19 protein-coding genes are annotated in these 22,006 nt (G+C 61.5%); 13 read left to right on the forward strand and 6 right to left on the reverse strand.

Going from position 1 to position 22,006, the window contains the following annotated elements; all coding sequences use genetic code 11:
* Positions 1-5: 5 nt before the first annotated feature.
* From IQK56_RS23790 to aspA, 3 genes are all read right to left on the reverse strand, one after another.
* Positions 6-983 (reverse strand): asparaginase, encoded by a 978-nt coding sequence (locus IQK56_RS23790; RefSeq protein WP_193864117.1) that lies wholly within the window; start codon positions 981-983, stop codon positions 6-8.
* Positions 984-1,060: 77 nt separating this feature from the next.
* On the reverse strand, positions 1,061-2,506 hold the full coding sequence (locus tag IQK56_RS23795) for an alanine/glycine:cation symporter family protein (protein WP_122306682.1): 1,446 nt from the start codon (positions 2,504-2,506) through the stop codon (positions 1,061-1,063).
* Positions 2,507-2,897: 391 nt separating this feature from the next.
* The gene (aspA, locus tag IQK56_RS23800; RefSeq protein ID WP_032884466.1) at positions 2,898-4,322 is read right to left on the reverse strand and encodes an aspartate ammonia-lyase; all 1,425 of its coding nucleotides are present in this window, start codon (positions 4,320-4,322) and stop codon (positions 2,898-2,900) included.
* Positions 4,323-4,504: 182 nt separating this feature from the next.
* Here aspA and IQK56_RS23805 point away from each other — a divergent pair, with 182 nt between their 5' ends.
* The 5 genes from IQK56_RS23805 (at position 4,505) to IQK56_RS23825 (ending at position 8,214) form a co-directional block, all read left to right on the forward strand.
* Positions 4,505-5,413 carry a LysR substrate-binding domain-containing protein gene (locus IQK56_RS23805; RefSeq protein ID WP_015886587.1) on the forward strand — a complete coding sequence of 303 codons (909 nt, stop codon included), beginning with the start codon at positions 4,505-4,507 and terminating at the stop codon, positions 5,411-5,413.
* Between the two features lie 248 nt (positions 5,414-5,661).
* The gene (gene purE, locus IQK56_RS23810) at positions 5,662-6,153 is read left to right on the forward strand and encodes a 5-(carboxyamino)imidazole ribonucleotide mutase (protein WP_003176980.1); all 492 of its coding nucleotides are present in this window, start codon (positions 5,662-5,664) and stop codon (positions 6,151-6,153) included.
* Positions 6,154-6,164: 11 nt separating this feature from the next.
* A complete protein-coding gene (locus IQK56_RS23815) occupies positions 6,165-7,250 on the forward strand; it encodes a 5-(carboxyamino)imidazole ribonucleotide synthase (protein ID WP_083356067.1) in 1,086 nt (361 codons plus the stop codon).
* 104 nt (positions 7,251-7,354) lie between these two features.
* The gene (locus tag IQK56_RS23820) at positions 7,355-7,600 is read left to right on the forward strand and encodes a GlsB/YeaQ/YmgE family stress response membrane protein (RefSeq protein ID WP_099586064.1); all 246 of its coding nucleotides are present in this window, start codon (positions 7,355-7,357) and stop codon (positions 7,598-7,600) included.
* A 77-nt stretch (positions 7,601-7,677) separates the two neighbouring features.
* Positions 7,678-8,214, forward strand: a complete 537-nt coding sequence (locus tag IQK56_RS23825) for a DUF3299 domain-containing protein (RefSeq protein ID WP_122306681.1) — start codon at positions 7,678-7,680, stop codon at positions 8,212-8,214.
* Positions 8,215-8,331: 117 nt separating this feature from the next.
* On the opposite strand, the gene IQK56_RS23830 is transcribed toward IQK56_RS23825, so the two are convergent.
* Together IQK56_RS23830 and IQK56_RS23835 are read right to left on the reverse strand one after the other, a co-directional pair.
* The gene (locus tag IQK56_RS23830) at positions 8,332-9,231 is read right to left on the reverse strand and encodes a D-hexose-6-phosphate mutarotase (protein ID WP_150761870.1); all 900 of its coding nucleotides are present in this window, start codon (positions 9,229-9,231) and stop codon (positions 8,332-8,334) included.
* Between the two features lie 57 nt (positions 9,232-9,288).
* Complete coding sequence (locus IQK56_RS23835) at positions 9,289-9,693, reverse strand: acyl-CoA thioesterase (protein WP_003176975.1); 405 nt, start codon at positions 9,691-9,693, stop codon at positions 9,289-9,291.
* A 409-nt stretch (positions 9,694-10,102) separates the two neighbouring features.
* Here IQK56_RS23835 and IQK56_RS23840 point away from each other — a divergent pair, with 409 nt between their 5' ends.
* The 8 genes from IQK56_RS23840 (at position 10,103) to IQK56_RS23875 (ending at position 20,433) form a co-directional block, all read left to right on the forward strand.
* On the forward strand, positions 10,103-11,392 hold the full coding sequence (locus IQK56_RS23840; RefSeq protein WP_112192785.1) for an MFS transporter: 1,290 nt from the start codon (positions 10,103-10,105) through the stop codon (positions 11,390-11,392).
* Positions 11,393-11,722: 330 nt separating this feature from the next.
* Positions 11,723-12,709 (forward strand): phosphate ABC transporter substrate-binding protein PstS, encoded by a 987-nt coding sequence (locus IQK56_RS23845; protein ID WP_099586060.1) that lies wholly within the window; start codon positions 11,723-11,725, stop codon positions 12,707-12,709.
* A 384-nt stretch (positions 12,710-13,093) separates the two neighbouring features.
* Positions 13,094-15,127 carry an ABC transporter permease subunit gene (locus IQK56_RS23850; RefSeq protein ID WP_191629699.1) on the forward strand — a complete coding sequence of 678 codons (2,034 nt, stop codon included), beginning with the start codon at positions 13,094-13,096 and terminating at the stop codon, positions 15,125-15,127.
* 15 nt (positions 15,128-15,142) lie between these two features.
* Positions 15,143-16,813, forward strand: coding sequence for a phosphate ABC transporter permease PstA (gene pstA, locus IQK56_RS23855; RefSeq protein ID WP_122306678.1), 1,671 nt, complete (start codon positions 15,143-15,145; stop codon positions 16,811-16,813).
* 93 nt (positions 16,814-16,906) lie between these two features.
* Positions 16,907-17,740, forward strand: coding sequence for a phosphate ABC transporter ATP-binding protein PstB (gene pstB, locus IQK56_RS23860; RefSeq protein WP_027608247.1), 834 nt, complete (start codon positions 16,907-16,909; stop codon positions 17,738-17,740).
* Positions 17,741-17,855: 115 nt separating this feature from the next.
* Positions 17,856-18,617: a phosphate signaling complex protein PhoU gene (phoU, locus tag IQK56_RS23865; protein ID WP_032884456.1), complete on the forward strand. Its 762-nt coding sequence runs from the start codon at positions 17,856-17,858 to the stop codon at positions 18,615-18,617.
* Positions 18,618-18,785: 168 nt separating this feature from the next.
* On the forward strand, positions 18,786-19,694 hold the full coding sequence (locus tag IQK56_RS23870) for a response regulator (protein WP_099586057.1): 909 nt from the start codon (positions 18,786-18,788) through the stop codon (positions 19,692-19,694).
* 67 nt (positions 19,695-19,761) lie between these two features.
* Positions 19,762-20,433, forward strand: coding sequence for a peptidoglycan DD-metalloendopeptidase family protein (locus IQK56_RS23875; RefSeq protein WP_150761872.1), 672 nt, complete (start codon positions 19,762-19,764; stop codon positions 20,431-20,433).
* A 3-nt stretch (positions 20,434-20,436) separates the two neighbouring features.
* Here the strand turns inward: IQK56_RS23875 and IQK56_RS23880 are convergent, their stop codons facing one another.
* Positions 20,437-21,777 (reverse strand): hemolysin family protein, encoded by a 1,341-nt coding sequence (locus tag IQK56_RS23880; RefSeq protein ID WP_122306676.1) that lies wholly within the window; start codon positions 21,775-21,777, stop codon positions 20,437-20,439.
* Positions 21,778-22,006: the final 229 nt, after the last annotated feature.

The raw sequence follows: 22,006 nt of genomic DNA on the forward strand, positions 1-22,006 counted from the left end.
GCCGATCAACTCAGTTCGCAGCACAGGTCCAGTTCGACCAGGCGACGGACTTCGCTGGTTGCCAGCCCTGCACCGATCAGCGCATTAAGCTTGCCGAACGCCGCTTCACGGGTCATCCCGCCACCGGACAGCACACCGGCCCCGCGCAGACGGCTGCCGGCTTCGTAGACATCCAGCTCCACGCCGCCTTCATGGCATTGGGTAATGGCAACCACCACGATGCCCCGGTCGCGTGCCCGCGTGAGGCTGGCGAGAAACTCGGGGTTGTCACTGGGCCCGGTGCCGCTGCCGAAACATTCCAGCACCAAGGCTTGAATGCCGCTGTTGAGCACCGCGTCTAGCTGCGCCGCGCTAATTCCCGGTACCAATGGCAGTGCAGCCACGTTCGCCACGGCTTTGGGCTGACGATAATGCAGGGCTTCAGGCAGCGATTCGGCCTTGGGCATACCCGCCTGGCGCTGCAAGGCTGCGAACGGATGGCGACCAAAGCTGCGGATTTTTGCGCAGGAGGTCGGTGCCAGTAACTCACCATGGAAATACAGATGAACACCGGGCGCCAGGCCTTCGCCCAGGGCAACCAGTGCGCCGCTGACGTTTTCCCAGGCATCGCTGTCCGGCACGCCTGCGGGCAGCATGGAGCCGGTGAACACCACCGGTGCCGGCAAGCCCAGCAGTTGGAAACTCATGGCCGCCGCGCTGTAGGCCAGGGTGTCGGTGCCGTGCAGGATCAGTACCGCGTCGCAGCCAGCGTCCACGGCATCGATCACCGCGGTGTGCAGGCGCTGCCAATAAGCGGGTGTCATGTTGGCGCTGTCGATCAGCGGCGCCATTTCCCGGAAGCGCCACGTGGGCACAGCCTGGTTGGCGAGCTGTTCGCGCATGCGCGCTTCAAAACCGGATGCCGGGGCCAGGCCATTGGCGCTGGCCTGCATGCCGATGGTGCCGCCGGTGTAGAGCACCATCACGTTGTTAGCTGATTGCATCGAAGAATCTCCTGAACGAAAAACGCCGCCGGGCCCAGAGCATGCCCAAGGCCGGGCGGCGTGTCATCTGGCTGCGATTAACGTTGCGCTTGAGCGCTCAGTTCAGCCGCCGGGGCCGCTTCGGATTTCACCGGGTTTGCCGGCCACGCCGTGCGGTCCAGGTCCAGGTCAGGGAACTGGCTGGAGTCGAACACCGGGGTCTTGATGCCTGCGGCGCGCTGGTTGTCGTAGTCGTTCAGGATGCGCATGGCGATCTTGAACAGGAACGCCAGGGCGAACAGGTTAACGAAGGCCAGCAGGGTCATGGTGATGTCGGCAAACGCGAACACCGTGCTCAGGTTCTCGATGGAGCCCCAGAAAATCAGCGCCAGTACCAATGCGCGGTAGCCCATCAGCACCTTGCGGTTATTGCCCACCAGGAAGCGCAGGTTGCTCTCGCCGAGGTAGTAGTTGTACATGATCGAGGTGAACACGAACAACGCCAGGGCTACCGAGATGAACATGCGGCCCCAGTCACCGACCACTGCCGCCAGGGAGTTCTGGGTCAGGGCAATGCCGTCGCCTTCAAAACCTGGGGTGTAGAAGCCGGAAAGCAGGATCAGCAGTGCGGTGCAGGTGCAGATCACGAAGGTGTCGAGGAACACGCTGAACGCCTGGACCACGCCTTGGGCGATCGGGTGTTCTACGGAGGCCACCGCCGCCACGTTAGGCGCACTGCCCAAACCGGCTTCGTTGGCGAACACACCGCGCTTCACACCCATGATGATCGCGCTGCCCACCAGGCCACCGAAGGCTTGGTCGAGGCCGAATGCGCTCTTGACGATGGTCGCGAGCATGGCCGGTACGTGGTCGAATTGCAGCACGATCACGTACAGGGTCACGGCGATATAGACCAGGGTCTTGACCGGCACCAGCAGGTCGGCGATCGAGGCGATGCGCTTGATCCCGCCGATGAACACCAGGCCCAGCAATGCCGCCAGGGCCAGGCCGGTGTAGGTGGTGTCGAGGCCGAAGGCGTTGTTGAGCGAGTGGGTCACGGCGTGGGCTTGCAGGCCGTTGAACGCGAAGCCGAAGGTCACCAGCAGCAGGAACGCCATCACCATACCCAGCCAGCGTTTTTGCAGGCCGTGCTGGATGTAATAGGCCGGGCCGCCACGGTAGGTGCCCTCTGCGTCGGTGCGCTTGTACAGCTGGCCGAGGGAACACTCGATAAAGCTCGACGACATGCCCACCAGCGCGGTGACCCACATCCAGAACACGGCGCCTGGGCCGCCAAGGGTGACGGCAATGCCGACACCGGCGATGTTGCCGGCGCCTACGCGGCCGGCCAGGCTGAGCATCAGCGCCTGGAACGAGCTGAGTTGGCCGGAGCTGCTCTTCAGGCTGTCTTTGAACACCGAGAACATATGGAAAAAGTGACGCAGTTGTACGAAACGCGAGCGGATCGTGAAATAACCGCCGAGCCCGACAATGAGCACGATCAGTACTTTCCCTGAGAGGAAGTCGTTGATGACTTCGAGCATGGAGTGTTCCTCGCTGATTTTTCTAATGGCAAACGCAGGACGGTTCGACGCAATCGCTAAGCACCAGGCAGTGCACGACCGTTCGACCCCAATCCTTTTGCGGGTTGTTATTCATGCGGTTTCGCGCTGTACCGGGCCTCGTTACCGACGGCCGCAGACGCGAGAGGGGCGGCACTATACCTAGGCGAACGTGATCCGTCTGCTCGGGCTGATTAAAGGTTTCAGCCAAGCTGTTACAGGCAAGGTGGGTTTGCAGGGCGATATTGGATTTTTTATGGGCGTCATTTCACAACCTTGAGGCAAAAAAAAAGGGCCTGAAGAACGAGCCTTCGGGCCCTCAAAAGGTGAGAGGTGTCTAGTCCCTCAACCTGGTGAGCAGTGCAACAAACGCTTAAGCCTTCAACGGGACCAAGCGTGGAGCGATCATGTTTTCGGGGCGCAGGATGTCGTCGAGCATGGCGTCGTCGAGCAAGCCTTCTTCGCGCACCAGTTCCAGCACGCCGCGGCCGCTTTCGAGGGCGATACGCGCGATGCGGGTGGCATTTTCATAGCCGATGTACGGGTTCAGCGCGGTGACCAGGCCGATGGAGTGCTCCACCAGTTCGCGGCAGCGCGCTTCGTTGGCGGTGATGCCGACGATGCAGTGTTCGCGCAGCATGTCCATGGCGCGTTGCAGCAGGCGGATCGAGTCGAAGATCTTGAAAGCGATCAGCGGCTCCATCACGTTCAGTTGCAACTGGCCGCCTTCGGCCGCCATGGTCAGGGCCAGGTCGTTGCCGATGACTTGGAACGCAACCTGGTTCACGGCTTCCGGGATCACCGGGTTGACCTTGCCGGGCATGATCGAGCTGCCTGGCTGACGCGCCGGCAGGTTGATCTCGTTGATCCCGGTGCGTGGGCCGCTGGACAGCAGGCGCAGGTCGTTGCAGATCTTCGACAGCTTCACGGCGGTACGCTTGAGCATGCCGGAGAACAGCACAAAGGCGCCCATGTCGGAGGTGGCTTCGATCAAGTCGGCAGCCGGTACCAGCGGCTGGCCGCTGATGGTGGCCAGGCGTTGTACGGCCAGGGCCTGGTAACGCGGGTCGGCGTTGATGCCGGTGCCAATGGCGGTGCCGCCCAGGTTCACTTCGGTCAGCAGCTCTGGCGCCAGGGTTTTCAGGCGGGCCAGGTCTTCGCTGAGGGTGGTGGCAAAGGCGCGGAATTCCTGGCCGAGGGTCATCGGCACGGCGTCTTGCAGTTGGGTGCGGCCCATTTTCAGCACATGGCCGAACTCGACGCCTTTGGCGGCGAAGGCTTGGATCAGGCTGTCGAGGCTGGCCAGCAGCGCGTCATGGCCCAGCAGCAGACCCAGGCGGATCGCGGTCGGGTAGGCGTCGTTGGTCGACTGCGCCATGTTCACGTCGTTGTTCGGGTGCAGGTATTGGTATTCGCCCTTCTGGTGGCCCATGGCCTCCAGCGCGATGTTGGCGATGACTTCGTTGGCATTCATGTTGGTTGAAGTGCCGGCGCCGCCTTGAATCATGTCCACCACGAACTCTTCGTGGAAATCGCCGCGGATCAAGCGGGCACAGGCTTCGCTGATAGCAGCGTGCTTGGCTTCGCTGAGCTGGCCCAACTCGCGGTTGGCATCAGCGGCTGCTTGCTTGACCATTGCCAGGCCGACCACCAATTTCGGGTAATGCGAAATCGGAACGCCCGAGAGGCGGAAGTTATTCACCGCTCGCAGGGTCTGGATGCCGTAATACGCTTGGGCGGGTACTTCGAGTACGCCAAGCAGGTCTTTTTCTGTGCGGAATGATGCAGCGGAGGACATGACGGAAATCATCTCGATAGGGACCCGGAACAGGCCGGAACACCGCGAATGCTAGGCCTGTAGGAAAATTTGGGCCAATGCTGTTCAGCACTGGCCTATGCATAAACGGCATAATGCAGATGTGACCCGGCTATGATGGCGGGCGTGTGTGCCAAAATGGTGCGTACCCGTGGGAGGCAGTGATGAACCTTGAGAGCAAATGGCTGGAAGACTTCAGCGCCCTGGCGGCGACGCGCAGCTTTTCCCAGGCGGCAGAGCGGCGCTTTGTCACCCAGCCGGCGTTCAGTCGACGTATCCGCAGCCTTGAGGCCGCGCTGGGGCTGACCCTGGTCAATCGCTCACGCACCCCGGTGGAACTGACGGCGGCGGGGCAACTGTTTCTGGTCACCGCGCGCACCGTGGTCGAGCAGCTCGGTGAAGTGCTGCGCCATTTGCATCATTTGGAGGGCGGGCAGGGCGAAGTCATGCAAGTGGCCGCCGCCCACTCCCTGGCGCTGGGCTTCTTCCCGCGCTGGATCGCGCAGTTGCGCAACGAGGGGTTGAACATCGCCACGCGGCTGGTCGCCACCAACGTCGGTGACGCCGTGCACGCCCTGCGCGAAGGTGGCTGCGACCTGATGCTGGCGTTCTACGACCCGGACGCGGCGATGCAGATGGACGCCGAAATCTTCCCGTCGCTGCACCTGGGCAACACCGAAATGCTCCCGGTGTGCGCCGCCGATGCCGACGGCAAACCGTTGTTCGACCTGGAGGGCGAGGGCAGCGTGCCGTTGCTGGCCTACAGCGCCGGCGCGTTCCTCGGCCGTTCGGTGCACCTGTTGCTGCGCCAGCGCGCCCTGCGTTTTACCACCGTGTACGAAACCGCCATGGCCGACAGCCTCAAAAGCATGGCCCTGGAAGGCCTGGGCATTGCCTGGGTGCCGCAACTGAGTGTGCGTGCGGAATTGGCCCGTGGCGAACTGGTGGTGTGCGGCGGGCCGCAATGGCATGTGCCGCTGGAGATTCGTCTGTATCGGTGTGCGTTGGTGCGCAAGGCAAATGTGCGGTTGTTGTGGCGCAAGCTCGAAGGTGGCGCGGCGCAAACCACCTGAGCCCAATCTCGGGCCCAACACAGGGTTTTGTGGTGATTTGGCTGACTTGAAAGTCAATAAAACCGCCACTTTGCGCCGCTGGACAGATGGTCATCCGAGGGGCTGTTTATCTGGATTATTACGGTATACTGCGCGGCCTTCGGCCGGTCCAACCGGCCTTAATTCGTACACCAAGCCACGCCGGATTTCCCGCGTGGCTTGTTGTTTTTTGACGCGCCTGCGGGCGCCCAGAGAGAAGAGGCACGACGATGAGTGCATTGGTTGGCGTGATCATGGGCTCCAAGTCCGATTGGTCCACCCTTAGCCACACCGCCGATATGCTGGAAAAACTCGGCATTCCGTATGAAGTGAAAGTGGTCTCTGCCCACCGCACCCCGGATTTGCTGTTCCAGTATGCCGATGAAGCAGAATCCCGTGGCATTGAGGTAATCATCGCCGGTGCCGGCGGCGCAGCGCACCTGCCGGGCATGTGTGCTGCCAAGACTCACCTGCCAGTGCTGGGCGTACCGGTGCAGTCGGCAATGCTCTCGGGCGTGGATTCGCTGTTGTCCATCGTGCAGATGCCGGCCGGTATCCCGGTGGCCACCCTGGCGATCGGCAAGGCCGGGGCGATCAACGCCGCCTTGCTGTCCGCCAGCATCCTGGGCGCCAAGCACCCGCAGTTCCATGCGGTGCTGAAAAAATTCCGTGCTGAGCAGACAGACAGCGTGCTGGACAATCCAGACCCACGTATCGCCTGAGGTTGTTGACGATGAAAATCGGTGTAATCGGTGGCGGCCAACTGGGCCGCATGCTGGCCTTGGCGGGTACCCCGCTGGGGATGAACTTCGCTTTCCTGGACCCGGCGCCGGACGCCTGCGCTGCAGCCCTGGGTGAACACCTGCGTGCTGACTACAGCGACCCGGACCACCTGCGCCAACTGGCCGACGAAGTCGACCTGGTGACGTTCGAGTTCGAAAGCGTCCCGGCCGAAACCGTGGCCTTCCTGTCGCAGTTCGTGCCGGTGTACCCGAGCGCCGAAGCCCTGCGCATCGCTCGCGACCGCTGGTTCGAAAAGAGCATGTTCAAGGACCTGGGCATTCCGACTCCCGCCTTCGCCGACATCCAGTCCCAGGCGGACCTGGACGCCGCCGTCGCCAGCATCGGCCTGCCAGCCGTGCTGAAAACCCGGACCCTGGGTTACGACGGCAAGGGCCAGAAAGTCCTGCGCACCGCTGCCGATGTGGTTGGCACCTTCGCCGAACTGGGCAGCGTCGCCTGCCTGCTGGAAGGCTTCGTGCCGTTCACCGGAGAAGTCTCGCTGATCGCCGTGCGGGCCCGTGATGGCGAGACCCGCTTCTACCCGTTGGTGCACAACACTCACGACAGCGGCATCCTCAAGCTGTCCGTGGCCAGTACTGACCACCCGTTGCAGGCCCTGGCCGAAGACTATTCCAGCCGTGTACTCAAGCAACTGGATTATGTCGGCGTGATGGCGTTCGAGTTCTTTGAAGTCGACGGCGGCCTCAAGGCCAACGAAATCGCCCCGCGTGTGCACAACTCCGGGCACTGGACCACTGAAGGCGCCGAGTGCAGCCAGTTCGAAAACCACCTGCGGGCGGTAGCGGGCTTGCCACTGGGGTCCACGGCCAAGGTCGGCGAGAGTGCCATGCTCAACTTCATCGGTGTGGTACCGCCGGTGGAGCGCGTGATTGCGATCGATGACTGCCATCTGCATCACTACGGCAAGGCCTTCAAGGCCGGGCGCAAGGTCGGCCATGCCAACCTGCGCTGCAAGGACCGCGCGACGCTGCAAGCGCAGATCCTCAAGGTTGAAGCGCTGATCGCCGAGCAATAAGCCAAGTCCGACGGGAACCATTGGTGACCGTCGTCTCTCTGATTGCAGGATGCCAAAGCCTGACTAGGCTTTGGCATAGCTCACTTCATTCAGAGGGAAATGCCATGGGTATCATCGGAACCATCTTTATCGGCTTGATCGTCGGCCTGCTCGCGCGTTTCCTCAAGCCAGGCGATGACAGCATGGGCTGGATCATGACCATCCTGCTGGGTATCGCCGGCTCCCTGGCCGCGACCTACGGTGGTCAGGCACTGGGTATCTACCAGGCAGGTCAGGGCGCAGGCTTTCTGGGCGCGCTGGTCGGGGCGATCATCCTGCTGGTGATCTACGGCCTGATCAAAAAGAAGTAATCAGCCGACAAAGTCCTCTGCGCTGCGCAGGCGCAGAGGGCTAGAATGCTCGGCACTTGAACTTGCCGAGCTTCTCCATGCGCCGTCTTCTGTTGACTCTCCTCCTGCTGGGCTCTGGCCTGGCGCACGCCAGTGAACTGCCGGAAACCGACTGGCTCGACCTGATGCCGATGTCGGACCAAAAGGCCCTCGAAGCCATGCCCGAGATCGACCACAACTCCCCGGAAGCTCAAGGCACCTTTACCGACAAGGGGGGCTTGAAGCAGAGCAAAGGCCTGCCGGCGGTGATGTATTCGACCAAGACCGTGGCGGCCATGAACGGCAAGGACATCCGTATCGGCGGCTACCCGGTGCCGTTGGAAACCGATGCCAAGGGCCGTAGCACGCTGTTCTTCCTGGTGCCGTACCCAGGCGCGTGCATCCACGTGCCGCCACCGCCGCCCAACCAGTTGGTGCTGGTGCGTTATCCCAAGGGGTTGAAGCTGGATGATATCTACACGCCGCTGTGGGTGACGGGGACGCTGAAGGTGGAGAAGGTCAACAACGACCTGGCGGACGCGGCCTATGCGCTGGATGCTGGGAAGGTGCGGGTCGTAAAGGAATCAGACCTCTAAAACCCAACACATAACCATGTGGGAGGGGGCTTGCCCCCGATAGCGGTCTATCAGTAACAAATGTGCTGACTGACCCTCTGCTATCGGGGGCAAGCCCCTCCCACATTTTGATTGGGTTTACAGAGCTATACCGCTGATGCTCACGCCTAGAGCGTGGCTTTCACCTGGGGCCAGGCTCACCACATCCTCCAGCACATTAGCCGTCTCGATGCACAGCATGCCTGTCCAGCCATCGTCGGCCATGTCGTCGAAGGCCTTGGCGCGTTCGGTCCAGGGGTTCCAGATCACGGTGGATTTCGAGCCTTCGCTGATGAGCTGGATACGGCGCTGCCAATCCTTGTCGACGATGTTCAGCTCTGCAGGCGTGTCGAGATAGATGCGGTCGGTCTCGGCACTGAAGTGCAGCAGGCCGGATTGCTTCTTCTCGCTCCAGCCATCGGCGGTGTCGATGTACGTCGAGCCGTCCAGACCGTCGACCTGCACGTTGCGCACATCGCTGACGGCGAAGTAGGTGTGCAGCGCCTGGCTCAGGGTGACGGTGTCGCTGCCCTGGTTATGGCTGGTCAGGCGGATGTGCAGTTGGTCGTCCAGCCGCAGGCTCAGTGTCAGGTCAACCTGATGGGGCCAGCCGGGGAAGCCGCCTGCCGGTACGGGCAGTGTCAGGTCCACGCGCAGTGCTTCGCCTTCAAGTTCGCTCCCAGCCAATTCCCAGCGTGCCGTACGCGCAAAACCGTGGGCGCCGGCAGGTTGGTCACTCTGGCGCATCGCCTTTACGCTTTGCGGGTTGCGGTCGAACACGCCAAACCATGGCCAGCACACCGGTACACCGGTTCGGATGCCTTTACCTTGCTTGAATACCGCCGCGGGGTTAGGCCAGATCAGCGGCTGTTCGCCCTCACGCCCGTAACTGAAGATATGCGCGCCCTGCTGGGCGACCATCAATTGCGCGCCGTTGTGGCGGATACGCCAGCAGTCCAGCTCGTCGATCTTCACGGTTTCAACGTGGGGCATAGGCATACACAGCACTCTTTATGGCAGGCAATGGGGCAATGGACCGTCAAAACCCGGCGAGGTTTAACGGGCGCGCGACGGCACCGAACGCGTGCGGCCACTGCCGTCGATGGCGACGAACACAAACACCGCCTCGGTTACCTTGCGCCATTCGCTGGACAGCGGGTCGTCGCTCCACACTTCGACCATCATCTGGATCGAGCTGCGGCCGATTTCCAGGGCCTGGGTGTAGAAGGACAACTGCGCGCCCACTGCCACCGGCACCAGGAACGCCATGCGATCAATCGCCACGGTGGCCACGCGACCGCCCGCAACCTTGCTGGCCATGGCGGTACCGGCCAGGTCCATCTGCGCGACCAGCCAGCCGCCGAAGATATCGCCAAAACCGTTGGTTTCACGCGGGAGCGCGGTGATTTGCAGGGCGAGATCGCCTTGCGGGATAGGATCTTCTTGTTCGAGTTCGATCATGCCGTGGGGCCTCTGACCCGTGACGCTTTTATAGGTGGAGCAAGGTGGATAGCCGACTGTCAGAAAAACGTTTCAGCACAAACATACTCCGTTCGACACGTTTCTCGTAAGGCGTACTAAAGGGAAACTCTGCCAAATCGGCTGGATGGCACCCAACGACGTTTTGGCACAGCAGCCCCTCAAGACTGCGGGTCTTGCGCTCGCAAGGGCCGAGTATATCGAGACCCTGGCGCCACGACGACCTCCCGGCGCTCATTTGGTCGGTAAATAGACGCTGTATCGCGGCATTTGTACGCAACTGTTCTCCTGGCGCTGTGCTTTTACAAGCGATTTGCTATCTTGCCAGACCCGCCGCAAGTCCCGGGCGTGCCGTCCTTATTACGATGATTACTATAAGAGAAGCCTTGCCATGTCCTCCGTGCCCGCAAGCAGTGCGCAACCTTCGCGCCCGCTGACCCGCAACGACTATAAAACCCTGTCGCTGTCTGCCTTGGGCGGGGCGCTGGAATTTTATGATTTCATCATTTTCGTGTTTTTCGCCACCGTGGTCGGAAAACTGTTCTTCCCTGCCGACATGCCTGAATGGCTGCGCATGATGCAGACCTTCGGTATTTTTGCCGCCGGTTATCTGGCCCGCCCGCTGGGCGGCATCATCATGGCGCACTTCGGCGACCTGCTGGGCCGCAAGAAAATGTTCACCCTGAGCATCTTCATGATGGCCGTACCGACCCTGATCATGGGCCTGCTGCCGACCTACGCGCAGATCGGCCTGTGGGCGCCGATCCTGCTGCTGCTGATGCGCGTTATCCAGGGCGCGGCGATTGGCGGCGAAGTGCCGGGCGCGTGGGTGTTCGTCTCCGAACACGTACCGCCACGCCATATCGGCTACGCCTGCGGCACCCTGACCAGCGGTCTTACCGCCGGTATCCTGCTGGGCTCGCTGGTGGCCACCGCCATCAACACGCTTTACACCCCTGAGCAGGTGTCGGATTACGCCTGGCGTATCCCGTTCCTGCTGGGTGGCGTGTTCGGCCTGCTGTCGGTGTACCTGCGTCGCTGGCTGCATGAAACGCCGATCTTCGCTGAAATGCAGCAACGCAAGACGTTGGCCGCCGAGCTGCCATTGCGCGCGGTACTGCGCGACCACCGTGGCGCCATCGTGCTGTCGATGCTGCTGACCTGGCTGCTGTCGGCCGGTGTGGTGGTGGTTATCCTCATGACCCCGACTGTGCTGCAAACCATCTACCACTTCAGCCCGACCGTTGCGCTGCAAGCCAACAGCCTGGCTATCGTGACCTTGAGCCTGGGCTGCATCGCCTCCGGCGCATTGGCGGACCGCTTCGGTGCAGGCCGCGTGCTCATCAGCGGTTGCGCGCTGCTGCTGGCAACCTCTTGGACGCTCTACCACAGCCTGCTGGCTCACCCGGACTGGCTGTTCCCGCTGTACGCTTTGACCGGTCTGTTTGTCGGCACAATCGGCGTGGTGCCCTACGTGATGGTCAAAGCCTTCCCGCCGGTGGTGCGTTTCAGCGGGTTGTCGTTTTCCTACAACGTGGCCTACGCCGTGTTTGGTGGCCTCACGCCGCTGGCGGTGTCGTTGCTGATGAAGGAAAGCCCGATGGGCCCGTCTTACTACGTGGCCGCCCTGTGTGTGATGGGGATGGGTGTAGGCGTGTATCTGTGGAAACGCGGGCGCTAAATCACCCCGTTCCCCTGTGGCGAGGGAGCTTGCTCCCGCTGGACTGCGTAGCGGCCCCCAAAAAAACGGGAGCGCTACGCACTCCAGCGCGAGCAAGCTCGCTCACTACAGGGATCGTGTTCTATAGGAAATACCGGGTATTTCTGAACCTGCGACTCAAGCGCTTCAACTTCCTCGCAAGACCCTCATTCATTGGCCTTCTCCCTTCCTGACAGGCGATTCTTAAATAGTGGCCTTTCATCTAACTGTCACATTCCAGACATAGAGTGTTCACACGGCCTCCCGATACTTGGCCCCGATCCAACTATCCCTATCTGCTAGGAGCAAGGCATGAAACTGAAACGTTTGATGGCGGCAATGACTTTTGTCGCTGCTGGCGTTGCGACCGCCAACGCGGTGGCCGCTGGTGTTGATCCGGCAATCCCGGCGTACGTGAAGACCACTGGTGTGTCGGGCAACTTGTCCAGCGTCGGTTCCGATACCCTGGCTAACCTGATGACCCTGTGGGCCGAGGGTTACAAAAAGGAATACCCGAACGTCAACATCCAGATTCAAGCTGCCGGTTCTGCTACTGCGCCACCTGCGCTGACTGAAGGCACCTCCAACCTGGGCCCGATGAGCCGCAAGATGAAGGACACCGAACTGGCGGCCTTCGAGCAGAAGTACGGCTACAAGCCAACCGCTATCCCGGTTGCCGTGGATGCCCTGGCCGTGTTCGTGCACAAGGACAACCCGATCCAGCACCTGACCATGGAACAGGTCGACGCGATCTTCTCCTCGACGCGTCTGTGCGGTGGCAAAGCTGACGTGAAAACCTGGGGCGAACTGGGCGTGACTGGCGACCTGGCCAACAAGCCAGTGCAGCTGTTCGGTCGTAACTCGGTGTCCGGCACCTACGGCTACTTCAAGGAAGAAGCCCTGTGCAAAGGCGACTACAAGCCTAACGTGAACGAACAGCCAGGCTCGGCTTCGGTCGTGCAGTCGATCAGCTCCTCGCTGAACGGCATCGGTTACTCGGGCATCGGCTACAAGACCGCCAGCGTGAAAACCGTGCCTCTGGCCAAGAAAGGCAGCACTGACTACATCGAAGACACCGAAGAAAACGCCCTGAACGGCAAGTACCCGCTGTCGCGTTTCCTCTACGTGTATGTCAACAAAGCCCCGAACAAGCCTCTGGCTCCGCTGGAAGCTGAGTTCGTGAAACTGGTGCTGTCCAAACAGGGCCAGGAAGTTGTAGTGAAAGACGGCTACATCCCACTGCCAGCCAAAGTGGCCGCCAAGGCCCTGGCTGACCTGGGTCTGAAAGAAGGCAACTGATTGCCTTCGCGGGGCCGGGATACCGGCCCCGCATCCGAATTTTCTAGTCCGCTGCCAGCTATGCTTCGCGGCGGATTTGTTGCGTCACTGCACTGTCATCTTTCTGTCATACAGGATCGCTAGGGTGTGCGCATGAATGATCTGGCCAATTCCACCATGACGACGACTTCTCCTCCCAAGCGCATTGATTTCAATACGCCTGAGCTGCAACGCAAGCGCCGCATTCGCGCGCTCAAAGATCGCCTGACCCGTTGGTACGTGCTGGTGGGCGGCCTCGCCGTCCTCGGTGCTATCACCCTGATCTTCTTCTTCCTCGCCTACGTCGTCGCGCCGTTGTTCCAGGGCGCGTCGTTGACCAAGGAAGACGCGCTCACCCCGGCCTGGATCCAGGACGCCGGCAAGCCGCTGATGATCTCCCTCGAAGAGCAGAACCAGGTCGCCATGCGGGTTTCCGATAAGGGCCAGGCACTGTTCTTTAATGTAGAGACTGGCGCCGAGCTCAAGCGCGTCGACCTGGCGCTTCCCGTCGGCACCAGCGTCGCGTCCATCGGTGAAGACCAGCCAGGCAGCCCGCTGGTGATCCTCGGTTTGTCCAATGGCCAGTCGTTGGTGTTCCGCCACACCTATAAAGTGTCCTACCCGGACGGCAAGAAGACCATCACGCCAGCGATTGAATACCCTTACGGTGAAACGCCGATCGTGCTGGATGACGCCGGTCGCCCGTTGGAGCATGTAGCCCTCAACGCCACCGACACCTCCCTGGTGGTGGCCGGTTCGGCCGGTTCGCACCTGAACGTGCTGACCCTGAGCCGCGAAGAGAACATGATGACTGGCGAAGTCACCAGCGAGCAGAAGCGTGTCGAGCTGCCGCAAATGACCGAGCCGGTGAAGGCGATCTTCATCGATCCGCGCCAGCAGTGGCTGTATGTGATCAACGGCCGTGCCCTGGCCGACGTGTTCAGCCTGCGCGACAAGAGCCTCAACGGGCGCTACAAACTGTTGGAAGATGGCAACGCCGAAATCACCGCCAGCACCCAACTGGTCGGCGGTATCTCCTTGATCATCGGTAACTCCAAAGGCGGCCTGGCCCAGTGGTTCATGGCCCGCGATCCGGATGGCGAGCAGCGCTTCAAGCAGATCCGTACCTTCCAGATGGGCACGGCGCCCATCGTTGAAATCACCGCCGAAGAACGCCGCAAGGGCTTCACCGCCCTCGACGCTTCCGGCCAGTTCGGCGTGTTCCACAGCACCGCCCATCGCACCTTGCTGGTCGACCCGGTGGTCGACGGCCAGGGCGTGTTCGGCCTGTCGCCACGGGCGAACCGTGTGATCGTGGAAGCCGGCGGCAAACTGCAACCGTTGCTGCTCGACAACCCGCACCCGGAAGTGTCCTGGAGCGCCTTGTGGAGCAAGGTCTGGTACGAAAACTACGACGAGCCTAAATACGTCTGGCAATCGACCGCCGCCAACACCGACTTCGAACCCAAGATGAGCCTGGCCCCGCTGACCTTCGGTACCTTGAAGGCCGCGTTCTACGCCATGCTGCTGGCTGCACCGCTGGCCGTCGCCGCGGCGATCTACACTGCCTACTTCATGGCCCCGAGCCTGCGCCGCAAGGTCAAGCCGGTGATCGAGTTGATGGAGGCGATGCCGACCGTGATCCTCGGCTTCTTCGCCGGCCTGTTCCTGGCGCCATACGTGGAAGGGCATCTGCCGGGGATTTTCAGCCTGCTGATGCTGCTGCCGATTGGCATCCTGGTGGCGGGCTTTGTGTTCAGCCGCTTGCCGGAGTCGATCCGCCTGCGTGTTCCCGAAGGCTGGGAAAGCGCAATCTTGATCCCGGTGATCCTGTTTGTGGGCTGGCTCTCGCTGTACATGAGCCCGTACCTGGAAACCTGGTTCTTCGGCGGCGACATGCGCATGTGGATCTCCCACGACCTGGGGATCACCTACGACCAGCGCAACGCCCTGGTCGTCGGCCTGGCCATGGGGTTCGCGGTGATCCCGAACATCTACTCCATCGCCGAAGACGCCGTATTCAGCGTGCCGCGCGGCCTGACCCTGGGCTCGCTGGCCCTGGGTGCCACGCCGTGGCAGACCATGACGCGGGTGGTGATCCTGACCGCCAGCCCGGGCATCTTCTCCGCCCTGATGATCGGCATGGGCCGTGCAGTCGGCGAGACCATGATCGTGCTGATGGCCACCGGCAACACGCCGGTGATGGAGATGAACCTGTTCGAAGGCCTGCGAACGCTCGCGGCCAACGTCGCGGTGGAAATGCCGGAGTCGGAAGTGGGCGGCAGTCACTACCGCGTGCTGTTCCTCTCGGCGCTGGTGCTGCTGCTGTTCACCTTCGTCATGAACACCCTCGCCGAGCTGATCCGTCAGCGTCTGCGCAAGAAATACTCGTCGCTTTAAGAAAGGTAGAAGTCTGTGAAACAGAACTCCCTGAATGGATGGTTCAAGAGCGGCGCCCCAGGCGTCTGGATCAGCGGTGGCGCGGTGTCCATCGCGGTCATCATGACCATTGGGTTGCTGGCCGTGATTGCGGTGCGTGGCCTGGGCCACTTCTGGCCGGCTGACCTGATCCAGGCCAACTACAACGTGCCGGGCCAGGAAAACCATATCGTCATCGGCGAAGTGGTGCAGAAAGAAGAAGTGCCCCGCGAGCGCCTGAAAAGTGCTGGCCTGCCGGTGCCCGATGAAGGCCCGGAATTCATGACCCGCGAACTGATCAAGGTCGGCAACCGGGACTTGAATGGCAACGACTTCACCTGGATCGTCGGCGAATGGTTGAAGGACCAGAGCACGCCGAAAAACCTGATGGCGATCGAGCGGCGTGAGTGGGGCAACTTCTACGGCACCCTGGTCAACGTCAAGCAGGATGGCAAGGTCATCGCTGAAGGCGAGGCCGCGTGGCCGGAACTGCAAGCCCGCGTCGACCGCGTCAACAAGCTGGCCGCCCAGCTCAAGAGCCTGGAAAAAACCGATATCGGCGCGATCAACGCCGGCCTCGAACGCATCCGCCTGCACGGTCGCAAACTGGAGCTGGAAGGCAAGCTCGATGCCACCGCCCAGGCTGATATGGATGCTGACCGCGCCGAACTGAATGCCCGTTACCAGGACATCGAAGCGCGGCTGGCCGACCTGCACGCCCAGTTCAACCGCGATGCGCTGACTGCTCGCGATGGCAACGGCAAGGAAATCGAAATCGGCATCGGCAAAGTGGTGCACGCCTACCAGCCGAACGCCATGGGCACGATGACCAAGATCGGCTTCTACTTCAGCAAAGTCTGGGAATTCCTGAGTGATGACCCGCGGGAAGCCAACACCGAAGGCGGGATTTTCCCGGCCATCTTCGGCACCGTGATGATGACCCTGATCATGGCGATGATCGTGACCCCGTTCGGCGTACTGGCGGCGGTGTACCTGCGTGAATACGCCAAGCAGAACACCCTGACGCGCATCATCCGCATTGCTGTGAACAACCTGGCCGGCGTACCGGCCATCGTCTACGGCGTCTTCGGCCTGGGCTTCTTCGTGTATGTACTGGGTGGCTCGGTTGACCGCCTGTTCTTCGCCGAAGCCCTGCCGGCACCGACCTTCGGTACGCCGGGCCTGCTGTGGGCCTCGCTGACCCTGGCACTGCTGGCGGTGCCGGTGGTGATCGTGGCCACCGAAGAAGGCCTGGCGCGGATTCCCCGCACCGTGCGTGAAGGTTCCCTGGCGCTGGGCGCGACCAAGGCGGAAACGCTGTGGAAGATCGTGCTGCCGATGGCCAGCCCGGCCATGATGACCGGCATGATCCTCGCCGTGGCCCGTGCCGCCGGTGAAGTGGCGCCGCTGATGCTGGTAGGCGTGGTGAAACTGGCCCCGTCGCTGCCGCTGGACGGCAACTACCCGTACCTGCACCTGGACCAGAAGATCATGCACTTGGGCTTCCACATTTATGACGTCGGCTTCCAGAGCCCCAACGTCGAAGCCGCACGGCCACTGGTGTACGCCACCGCCTTGCTGCTGGTACTGGTGATCGCCACGCTTAACTTGTCGGCGGTGTGGATACGTAACCACCTGCGCGAAAAATACAAAGCGTTGGACAGCTAAAGCTATTAGCCACAAGCGGCAAGCTACAAGCCGCTTTTGCTCAAATCTTGCAGCTTGCCGCTAAAAGCTTGCAGCTACGAACGGAGTGAGACCATGCAACACGACACCCATTCCCACGGCATCAACATGTCTGCCCTGGGTCGCGACAAGCAGAGCCTGAGCCTGGCCCAGGAAACCGTGGCCATCGAAGTGCCAGGCCTGAGCCTGTACTACGGTGACAAGCAGGCGCTGTTCGACGTCAGCATGAACATCCCCAAGCAGCGCGTGACCGCCTTTATCGGCCCGTCGGGCTGCGGCAAGTCCACGCTGTTGCGCACCTTCAACCGCATGAACGACCTGGTCGACGGTTGCCGTGTGGACGGTGCGATCAACCTCTACGGCACCAACATCTACCGCAAGGGCGAAGACGTGGCCGAGCTGCGTCGCCGCGTGGGCATGGTGTTCCAGAAGCCCAACCCGTTCCCCAAGACCATCTACGAAAACGTGGTCTACGGCCTGCGCATCCAGGGCATCAACAAGAAGCGCATCCTCGACGAAGCCGTGGAGTGGGCCTTGAAAGGCGCGGCGCTGTGGGACGAGGTCAAGGACCGCCTGCATGAGTCGGCACTCGGCCTGTCCGGCGGCCAGCAGCAACGTCTGGTGATCGCCCGCACCATCGCCGTGGAGCCGGAAGTGTTGCTGCTCGACGAACCCTGCTCGGCACTCGACCCGATCTCGACCCTGAAAGTGGAAGAGCTGATCTACGAGCTCAAGTCCAAGTTCACCATCGTTATCGTGACCCACAACATGCAACAGGCGGCGCGGGTTTCCGACTACACCGCGTTCATGTACATGGGCAAGCTGGTTGAATTCGGCGATACCGATACCCTGTTCACCAATCCGGCGAAAAAGCAGACCGAAGACTACATCACCGGTCGCTATGGCTAGTTGGGGCAGCTGCAAGCCGCAAGTTTCAAGCGGCAAGTAAAAGCAGTTCAACGGAACGACACACATCAGCTTGCAGCTTGTAGCTTGCGGCTTACAGCTTTTGCGGAGCAAACGCATGATTAGCAAAGAAGGCCTTACCCACCACATCTCCGCGCAGTTCAACGCCGAGCTTGAGGAAGTGCGCAGCCACCTCCTGGCGATGGGCGGCTTGGTGGAGAAGCAAGTCAACGACGCCGTGACCGCGCTGATCGAGGCCGACTCGGGCCTGGCCCAGCAGGTGCGTGAGATCGACGACCAGATCAATCAGATGGAACGCAATATCGACGAGGAATGCCTGCGCATTCTCGCCCGTCGCCAGCCGGCGGCCTCGGACCTGCGTTTGATCATCAGCATCTCCAAGTCCGTGATCGACCTGGAGCGCATCGGCGACGAAGCCACCAAGATCGCCCGCCGCGCCATTCAGCTCTGCGAAGAGGGCGAAGCGCCACGTGGCTACGTAGAAGTGCGCCACATCGGCGACCAGGTGCGCAACATGGTGCGCGATGCCCTTGATGCGTTTGCACGCTTCGATGCCGACCTGGCGTTGTCGGTGGCGCAGTACGACAAGGTCATCGACCGCGAATACAAGACCGCCCTGCGTGAACTGGCCACCTACATGATGGAAGACCCGCGCTCTATCTCGCGGGTCTTGAGCATTATCTGGGTGCTGCGTTCCCTGGAGCGGATCGGTGATCATGCGCGCAATATCTCGGAACTGGTGATCTATCTGGTGCGCGGTACCGACGTACGGCACATGGGCCTCAAGCGCATGAAGGCCGAAGTTGAAGGTTCTGCCGATCAAATCCCTAATGTTCCGGGCGAATCTGACGATAAGTAAGGTTGCCCGAGAAATTAACGCCCGGCCTTTGGCCGGGCGTTTTCGTTTCTGGCATCTGAATTTTTTGCGCAGCGGAAGAAATAAAGTCCAGCTGTGACTACCGAGTTTTGGCAAAATGCCATTAGTCAGGCGTTCTGCGTGCCGAAGTTTTTATAGGATGAAGGGTCAATGAGTAAAGTCAGTGTATTGGTGGTGGATGACGCCTCGTTTATCCGCGATCTGGTGAAGAAGTGCCTGCGCAATTACTTCCCCGGGATCAAGCTTGAAGATGCGGTGAACGGCAAAAAGGCCCAGGCCATCCTGATGCGCGAAACCTTCGACCTGGTGCTGTGCGACTGGGAAATGCCGGAGATGTCCGGCCTGGAGCTGTTGACCTGGTGCCGCGAGCAACCGCACCTCAAGGCCATGCCGTTCGTGATGGTGACCAGCCGTGGCGACAAAGAGAACGTGGTGCAGGCGATCCAGGCCGGCGTTTCCGGGTACGTCAGCAAGCCGTTCACCAACGAGCAACTGCTGAACAAGGTCAAGCAGGCCCTGCACAAGGTAGGCCGCCTCGACGCATTGGTCGCCAGCGCGCCGACCAAAATGAACTCGGCCTTCGGCAACGATTCCCTGAGCGCCCTGACGGGCGGCAAGCCTGAAGCGTTGCGTTCGGCCCCCGTTGCAGCTGCAGCGCCGGCGCCGAGCAAAGGTTTGCTCAGCAGCCCAGCGGTGCAAGCCCCTTCCGCCGCGCCGGCCGCCGGTCGTGGCCAGGGCCAACTGCGCCTGTCCAGCGGCACCCAGCAATGCGTCATCAAGGCGCTGAGCATCAAGGAAGCGCTGCTGGTGGTGCGCCGCACTGAAGTCCTGCCTCAGGTACTGGAAAGTGCCGTACTCGACCTGGAACAAGGTGACAACGCCGAAGTGGCCCGCCTCAACGGCTACCTGCACGCCATCGTCGCCTTCGAGCCCAAGCCTGACAGCGATTGGCTGCAACTGACCTTCCGGTTTATCGACCAGGATGCGCAGAAGCTCGACTACATCTCCCGCCTGATTGCCCGGGGCACGGCGCAGAAGCATTTCGTGCCGGGTGCGTAAGCGCGAGCATAGAGCTGTCATCCACACTTGCTAACCTGTCGCTCAGTCATCTCGGAAGGTTCACACCATGCTCCTTCGCCTTTTACTGTGCTGCGGGCTGGCCACGGTCACTACCTCGACCCTGGCCATGACCGTCTACAAATCCACCGACGCCAATGGTGTGGTGTTTTTCAGCGACCGGCACACCCCGGGCGCTCAAGCGTTTGAGCTGCATGAGCGCCGAGTCGAGCGTGTAAGACGACCGGTGCTCGACATGCCCAAACCCCTCTACCGACCACAAGCCTACCGCTACCCCTTACCCTGGCGCGGCGGCCCGTTCCGCCTGACCCAAGGCCCCAATGGCAGCTTCAGCCACACCGACGCCAAGAGTCGCTACGCCATGGACATCGCCATGCCCGAAGGCACGCCAATCATCGCCGCGCGCAGTGGCGTGGTGGTGAAGACCGAGAATGCGCAGGCCGGGCGCGGCAATGATGCATCGGGGAATTTTGTGCGGGTGCAGCATGATGACGGCACACAGGGCGTGTACCTGCATCTCAAGCAAGGGTCGGTCAGTGTGAGGGCAGGGCAGCGCGTGGCGGTGGGGAGCCCGCTGGCGTTGTCGGGCAATACCGGCAACAGCAGCGGGCCACACCTGCACTTTGTGGTACAGCGCGCCACCGAGGCAGGGCTGGTGTCGATCCCGTATGAGTTCAACCAGCCGGTGGGCGCCTTGCCCAACTTTGCGTTGGGCAATTGAGGCTCAGTCGAGCATCAACACCTTGGCCAGTACGATCTTCGGCCCTTTCATCTTCTTGATGATGATCCGCAGGCCTTCAACCTCCAGCACTTCTTCCTCTTCCGGCACCCGTTTCAGGGTTTCGTAGATCAGGCCGGCCAGGGTTTCGGCTTCGATATGGTCCAGGTCGATGCCCAGCAAGCGTTCGACCTTGAACAGCGGGGTGTCGCCGCGTACCAGCAGTTTGCCCGGCTGGTAGGCCAGGATGCCGCGCTCGGCCTTGCGGTGTTCGTCCTGGATATCGCCAACCAGCACTTCCAGCACGTCTTCCATGGTCAGGTAGCCGATGATGTTGCCGTCGGCCTCTTCGACCACGGCGAAGTGCGAGCCGCCCTTGCGGAACTGTTCCAGCAACTGCGACAGCGGCATGTGGCGCGATACGCGCTCCAGTGGGCGGGTCAGCTCGGCCAGGTTGAACGACTCGGGGATATGGTCGAGTTCGGCTAGTTCCAGCAGCAGGTCCTTGATGTGCAGCAGGCCGACGAACTCCTGGCGGACGCTGTCGTACACCGGGTAACGGCTGAACTTGTGGCGGCGAAACAGCGCGAGGATTTCCTTGAGCGGTGCGTTGAACTCAAGGGTCACCAGGTCTTCGCGGGAGTTGGCCCAGTCGACGACTTCCAGTTCGCCCATTTCCACGGCCGAGGCCAGTACACGCATGCCTTGGTCGCTCGGGTCCTGGCCACGGCTGGAGTGCAGGATCAGCTTGAGTTCTTCGCGGCTGTAATGATGCTCATGGTGCGGGCCGGGCTCGCCTTGGCCGGCAATGCGCAGGATCGCGTTGGCGCTGGCGTTGAGCAGGTAGATCGCCGGGTACATGGCCCAATAGAACAGGTACAGCGGCACTGCCGTCCACAGCGACAGCAACTCGGGTTTACGAATCGCCCAGGATTTGGGCGCCAACTCACCGACCACGATGTGCAGGTAGGAAATCACAAAGAACGCCGCAAAGAACGACACGCCTTTGATCACTTCCGGCGATTCGACGCCCACGGCGGCCAACAGCGGTTCGAGGATGTGCGCAAACGCCGGCTCACCGACCCAACCCAGGCCCAGGGAGGCGAGGGTGATACCCAACTGGCAGGCCGACAGGTAGGCGTCGAGCTGGCTATGTACGGTGCGCAGGATCTGCCCGCGCCAGCCGTTGGTATGGGCGATGGCCTCGACCCGGGTGGAGCGCAGTTTGACCATGGCAAATTCCGCCGCAACGAAAAATCCGTTGAGCAGTACCAGGATCAGAGCAAAAAGAATCATGCCGAAGTCGGCGAAGAGTGTGGCGAGGGTGATACCAGGGGAAGGGTCCATGATTGGGTTTTGCAGGTTCCGTGTGTTCAATAAGGGGTGACAGGCAGGCCTGAAAGGCAGGCGCAAGTCGGCCAATGTAGCGGCTGACGGGGCGCTTGCCTAGTGGTTGCTGCCGGGTGGGGTGTGGAATGCATTGTCCAAAACACTGGAGATCCATTGTGGGAGGGGGCTTGCCCCCGATGGCGGAGTGTCAGTCAACTTATCTATGACTGCTCCACTGCTATCGGGG

The sequence above is a fragment of the Pseudomonas cyclaminis genome (assembly GCF_015163715.1).
In the GTDB taxonomy this organism is placed as follows: domain Bacteria; phylum Pseudomonadota; class Gammaproteobacteria; order Pseudomonadales; family Pseudomonadaceae; genus Aquipseudomonas; species Aquipseudomonas cyclaminis.

Coding starts and splice junctions, on each gene's coding strand:
- IQK56_RS23790 (WP_193864117.1), bottom strand. CDS start 983: ATGCAATCAGCTAACAACGTGATGGTGCTCTACACCGGCGGCACCATC.
- IQK56_RS23795 (WP_122306682.1), bottom strand. CDS start 2,506: ATGCTCGAAGTCATCAACGACTTCCTCTCAGGGAAAGTACTGATCGTG.
- aspA (WP_032884466.1), bottom strand. CDS start 4,322: ATGTCCTCCGCTGCATCATTCCGCACAGAAAAAGACCTGCTTGGCGTA.
- IQK56_RS23805 (WP_015886587.1), top strand. CDS start 4,505: ATGAACCTTGAGAGCAAATGGCTGGAAGACTTCAGCGCCCTGGCGGCG.
- purE (WP_003176980.1), top strand. CDS start 5,662: ATGAGTGCATTGGTTGGCGTGATCATGGGCTCCAAGTCCGATTGGTCC.
- IQK56_RS23815 (WP_083356067.1), top strand. CDS start 6,165: ATGAAAATCGGTGTAATCGGTGGCGGCCAACTGGGCCGCATGCTGGCC.
- IQK56_RS23820 (WP_099586064.1), top strand. CDS start 7,355: ATGGGTATCATCGGAACCATCTTTATCGGCTTGATCGTCGGCCTGCTC.
- IQK56_RS23825 (WP_122306681.1), top strand. CDS start 7,678: ATGCGCCGTCTTCTGTTGACTCTCCTCCTGCTGGGCTCTGGCCTGGCG.
- IQK56_RS23830 (WP_150761870.1), bottom strand. CDS start 9,231: ATGCCTATGCCCCACGTTGAAACCGTGAAGATCGACGAGCTGGACTGC.
- IQK56_RS23835 (WP_003176975.1), bottom strand. CDS start 9,693: ATGATCGAACTCGAACAAGAAGATCCTATCCCGCAAGGCGATCTCGCC.
- IQK56_RS23840 (WP_112192785.1), top strand. CDS start 10,103: ATGTCCTCCGTGCCCGCAAGCAGTGCGCAACCTTCGCGCCCGCTGACC.
- IQK56_RS23845 (WP_099586060.1), top strand. CDS start 11,723: ATGAAACTGAAACGTTTGATGGCGGCAATGACTTTTGTCGCTGCTGGC.
- pstB (WP_027608247.1), top strand. CDS start 16,907: ATGCAACACGACACCCATTCCCACGGCATCAACATGTCTGCCCTGGGT.
- phoU (WP_032884456.1), top strand. CDS start 17,856: ATGATTAGCAAAGAAGGCCTTACCCACCACATCTCCGCGCAGTTCAAC.
- IQK56_RS23870 (WP_099586057.1), top strand. CDS start 18,786: ATGAGTAAAGTCAGTGTATTGGTGGTGGATGACGCCTCGTTTATCCGC.
- IQK56_RS23875 (WP_150761872.1), top strand. CDS start 19,762: ATGCTCCTTCGCCTTTTACTGTGCTGCGGGCTGGCCACGGTCACTACC.
- IQK56_RS23880 (WP_122306676.1), bottom strand. CDS start 21,777: ATGGACCCTTCCCCTGGTATCACCCTCGCCACACTCTTCGCCGACTTC.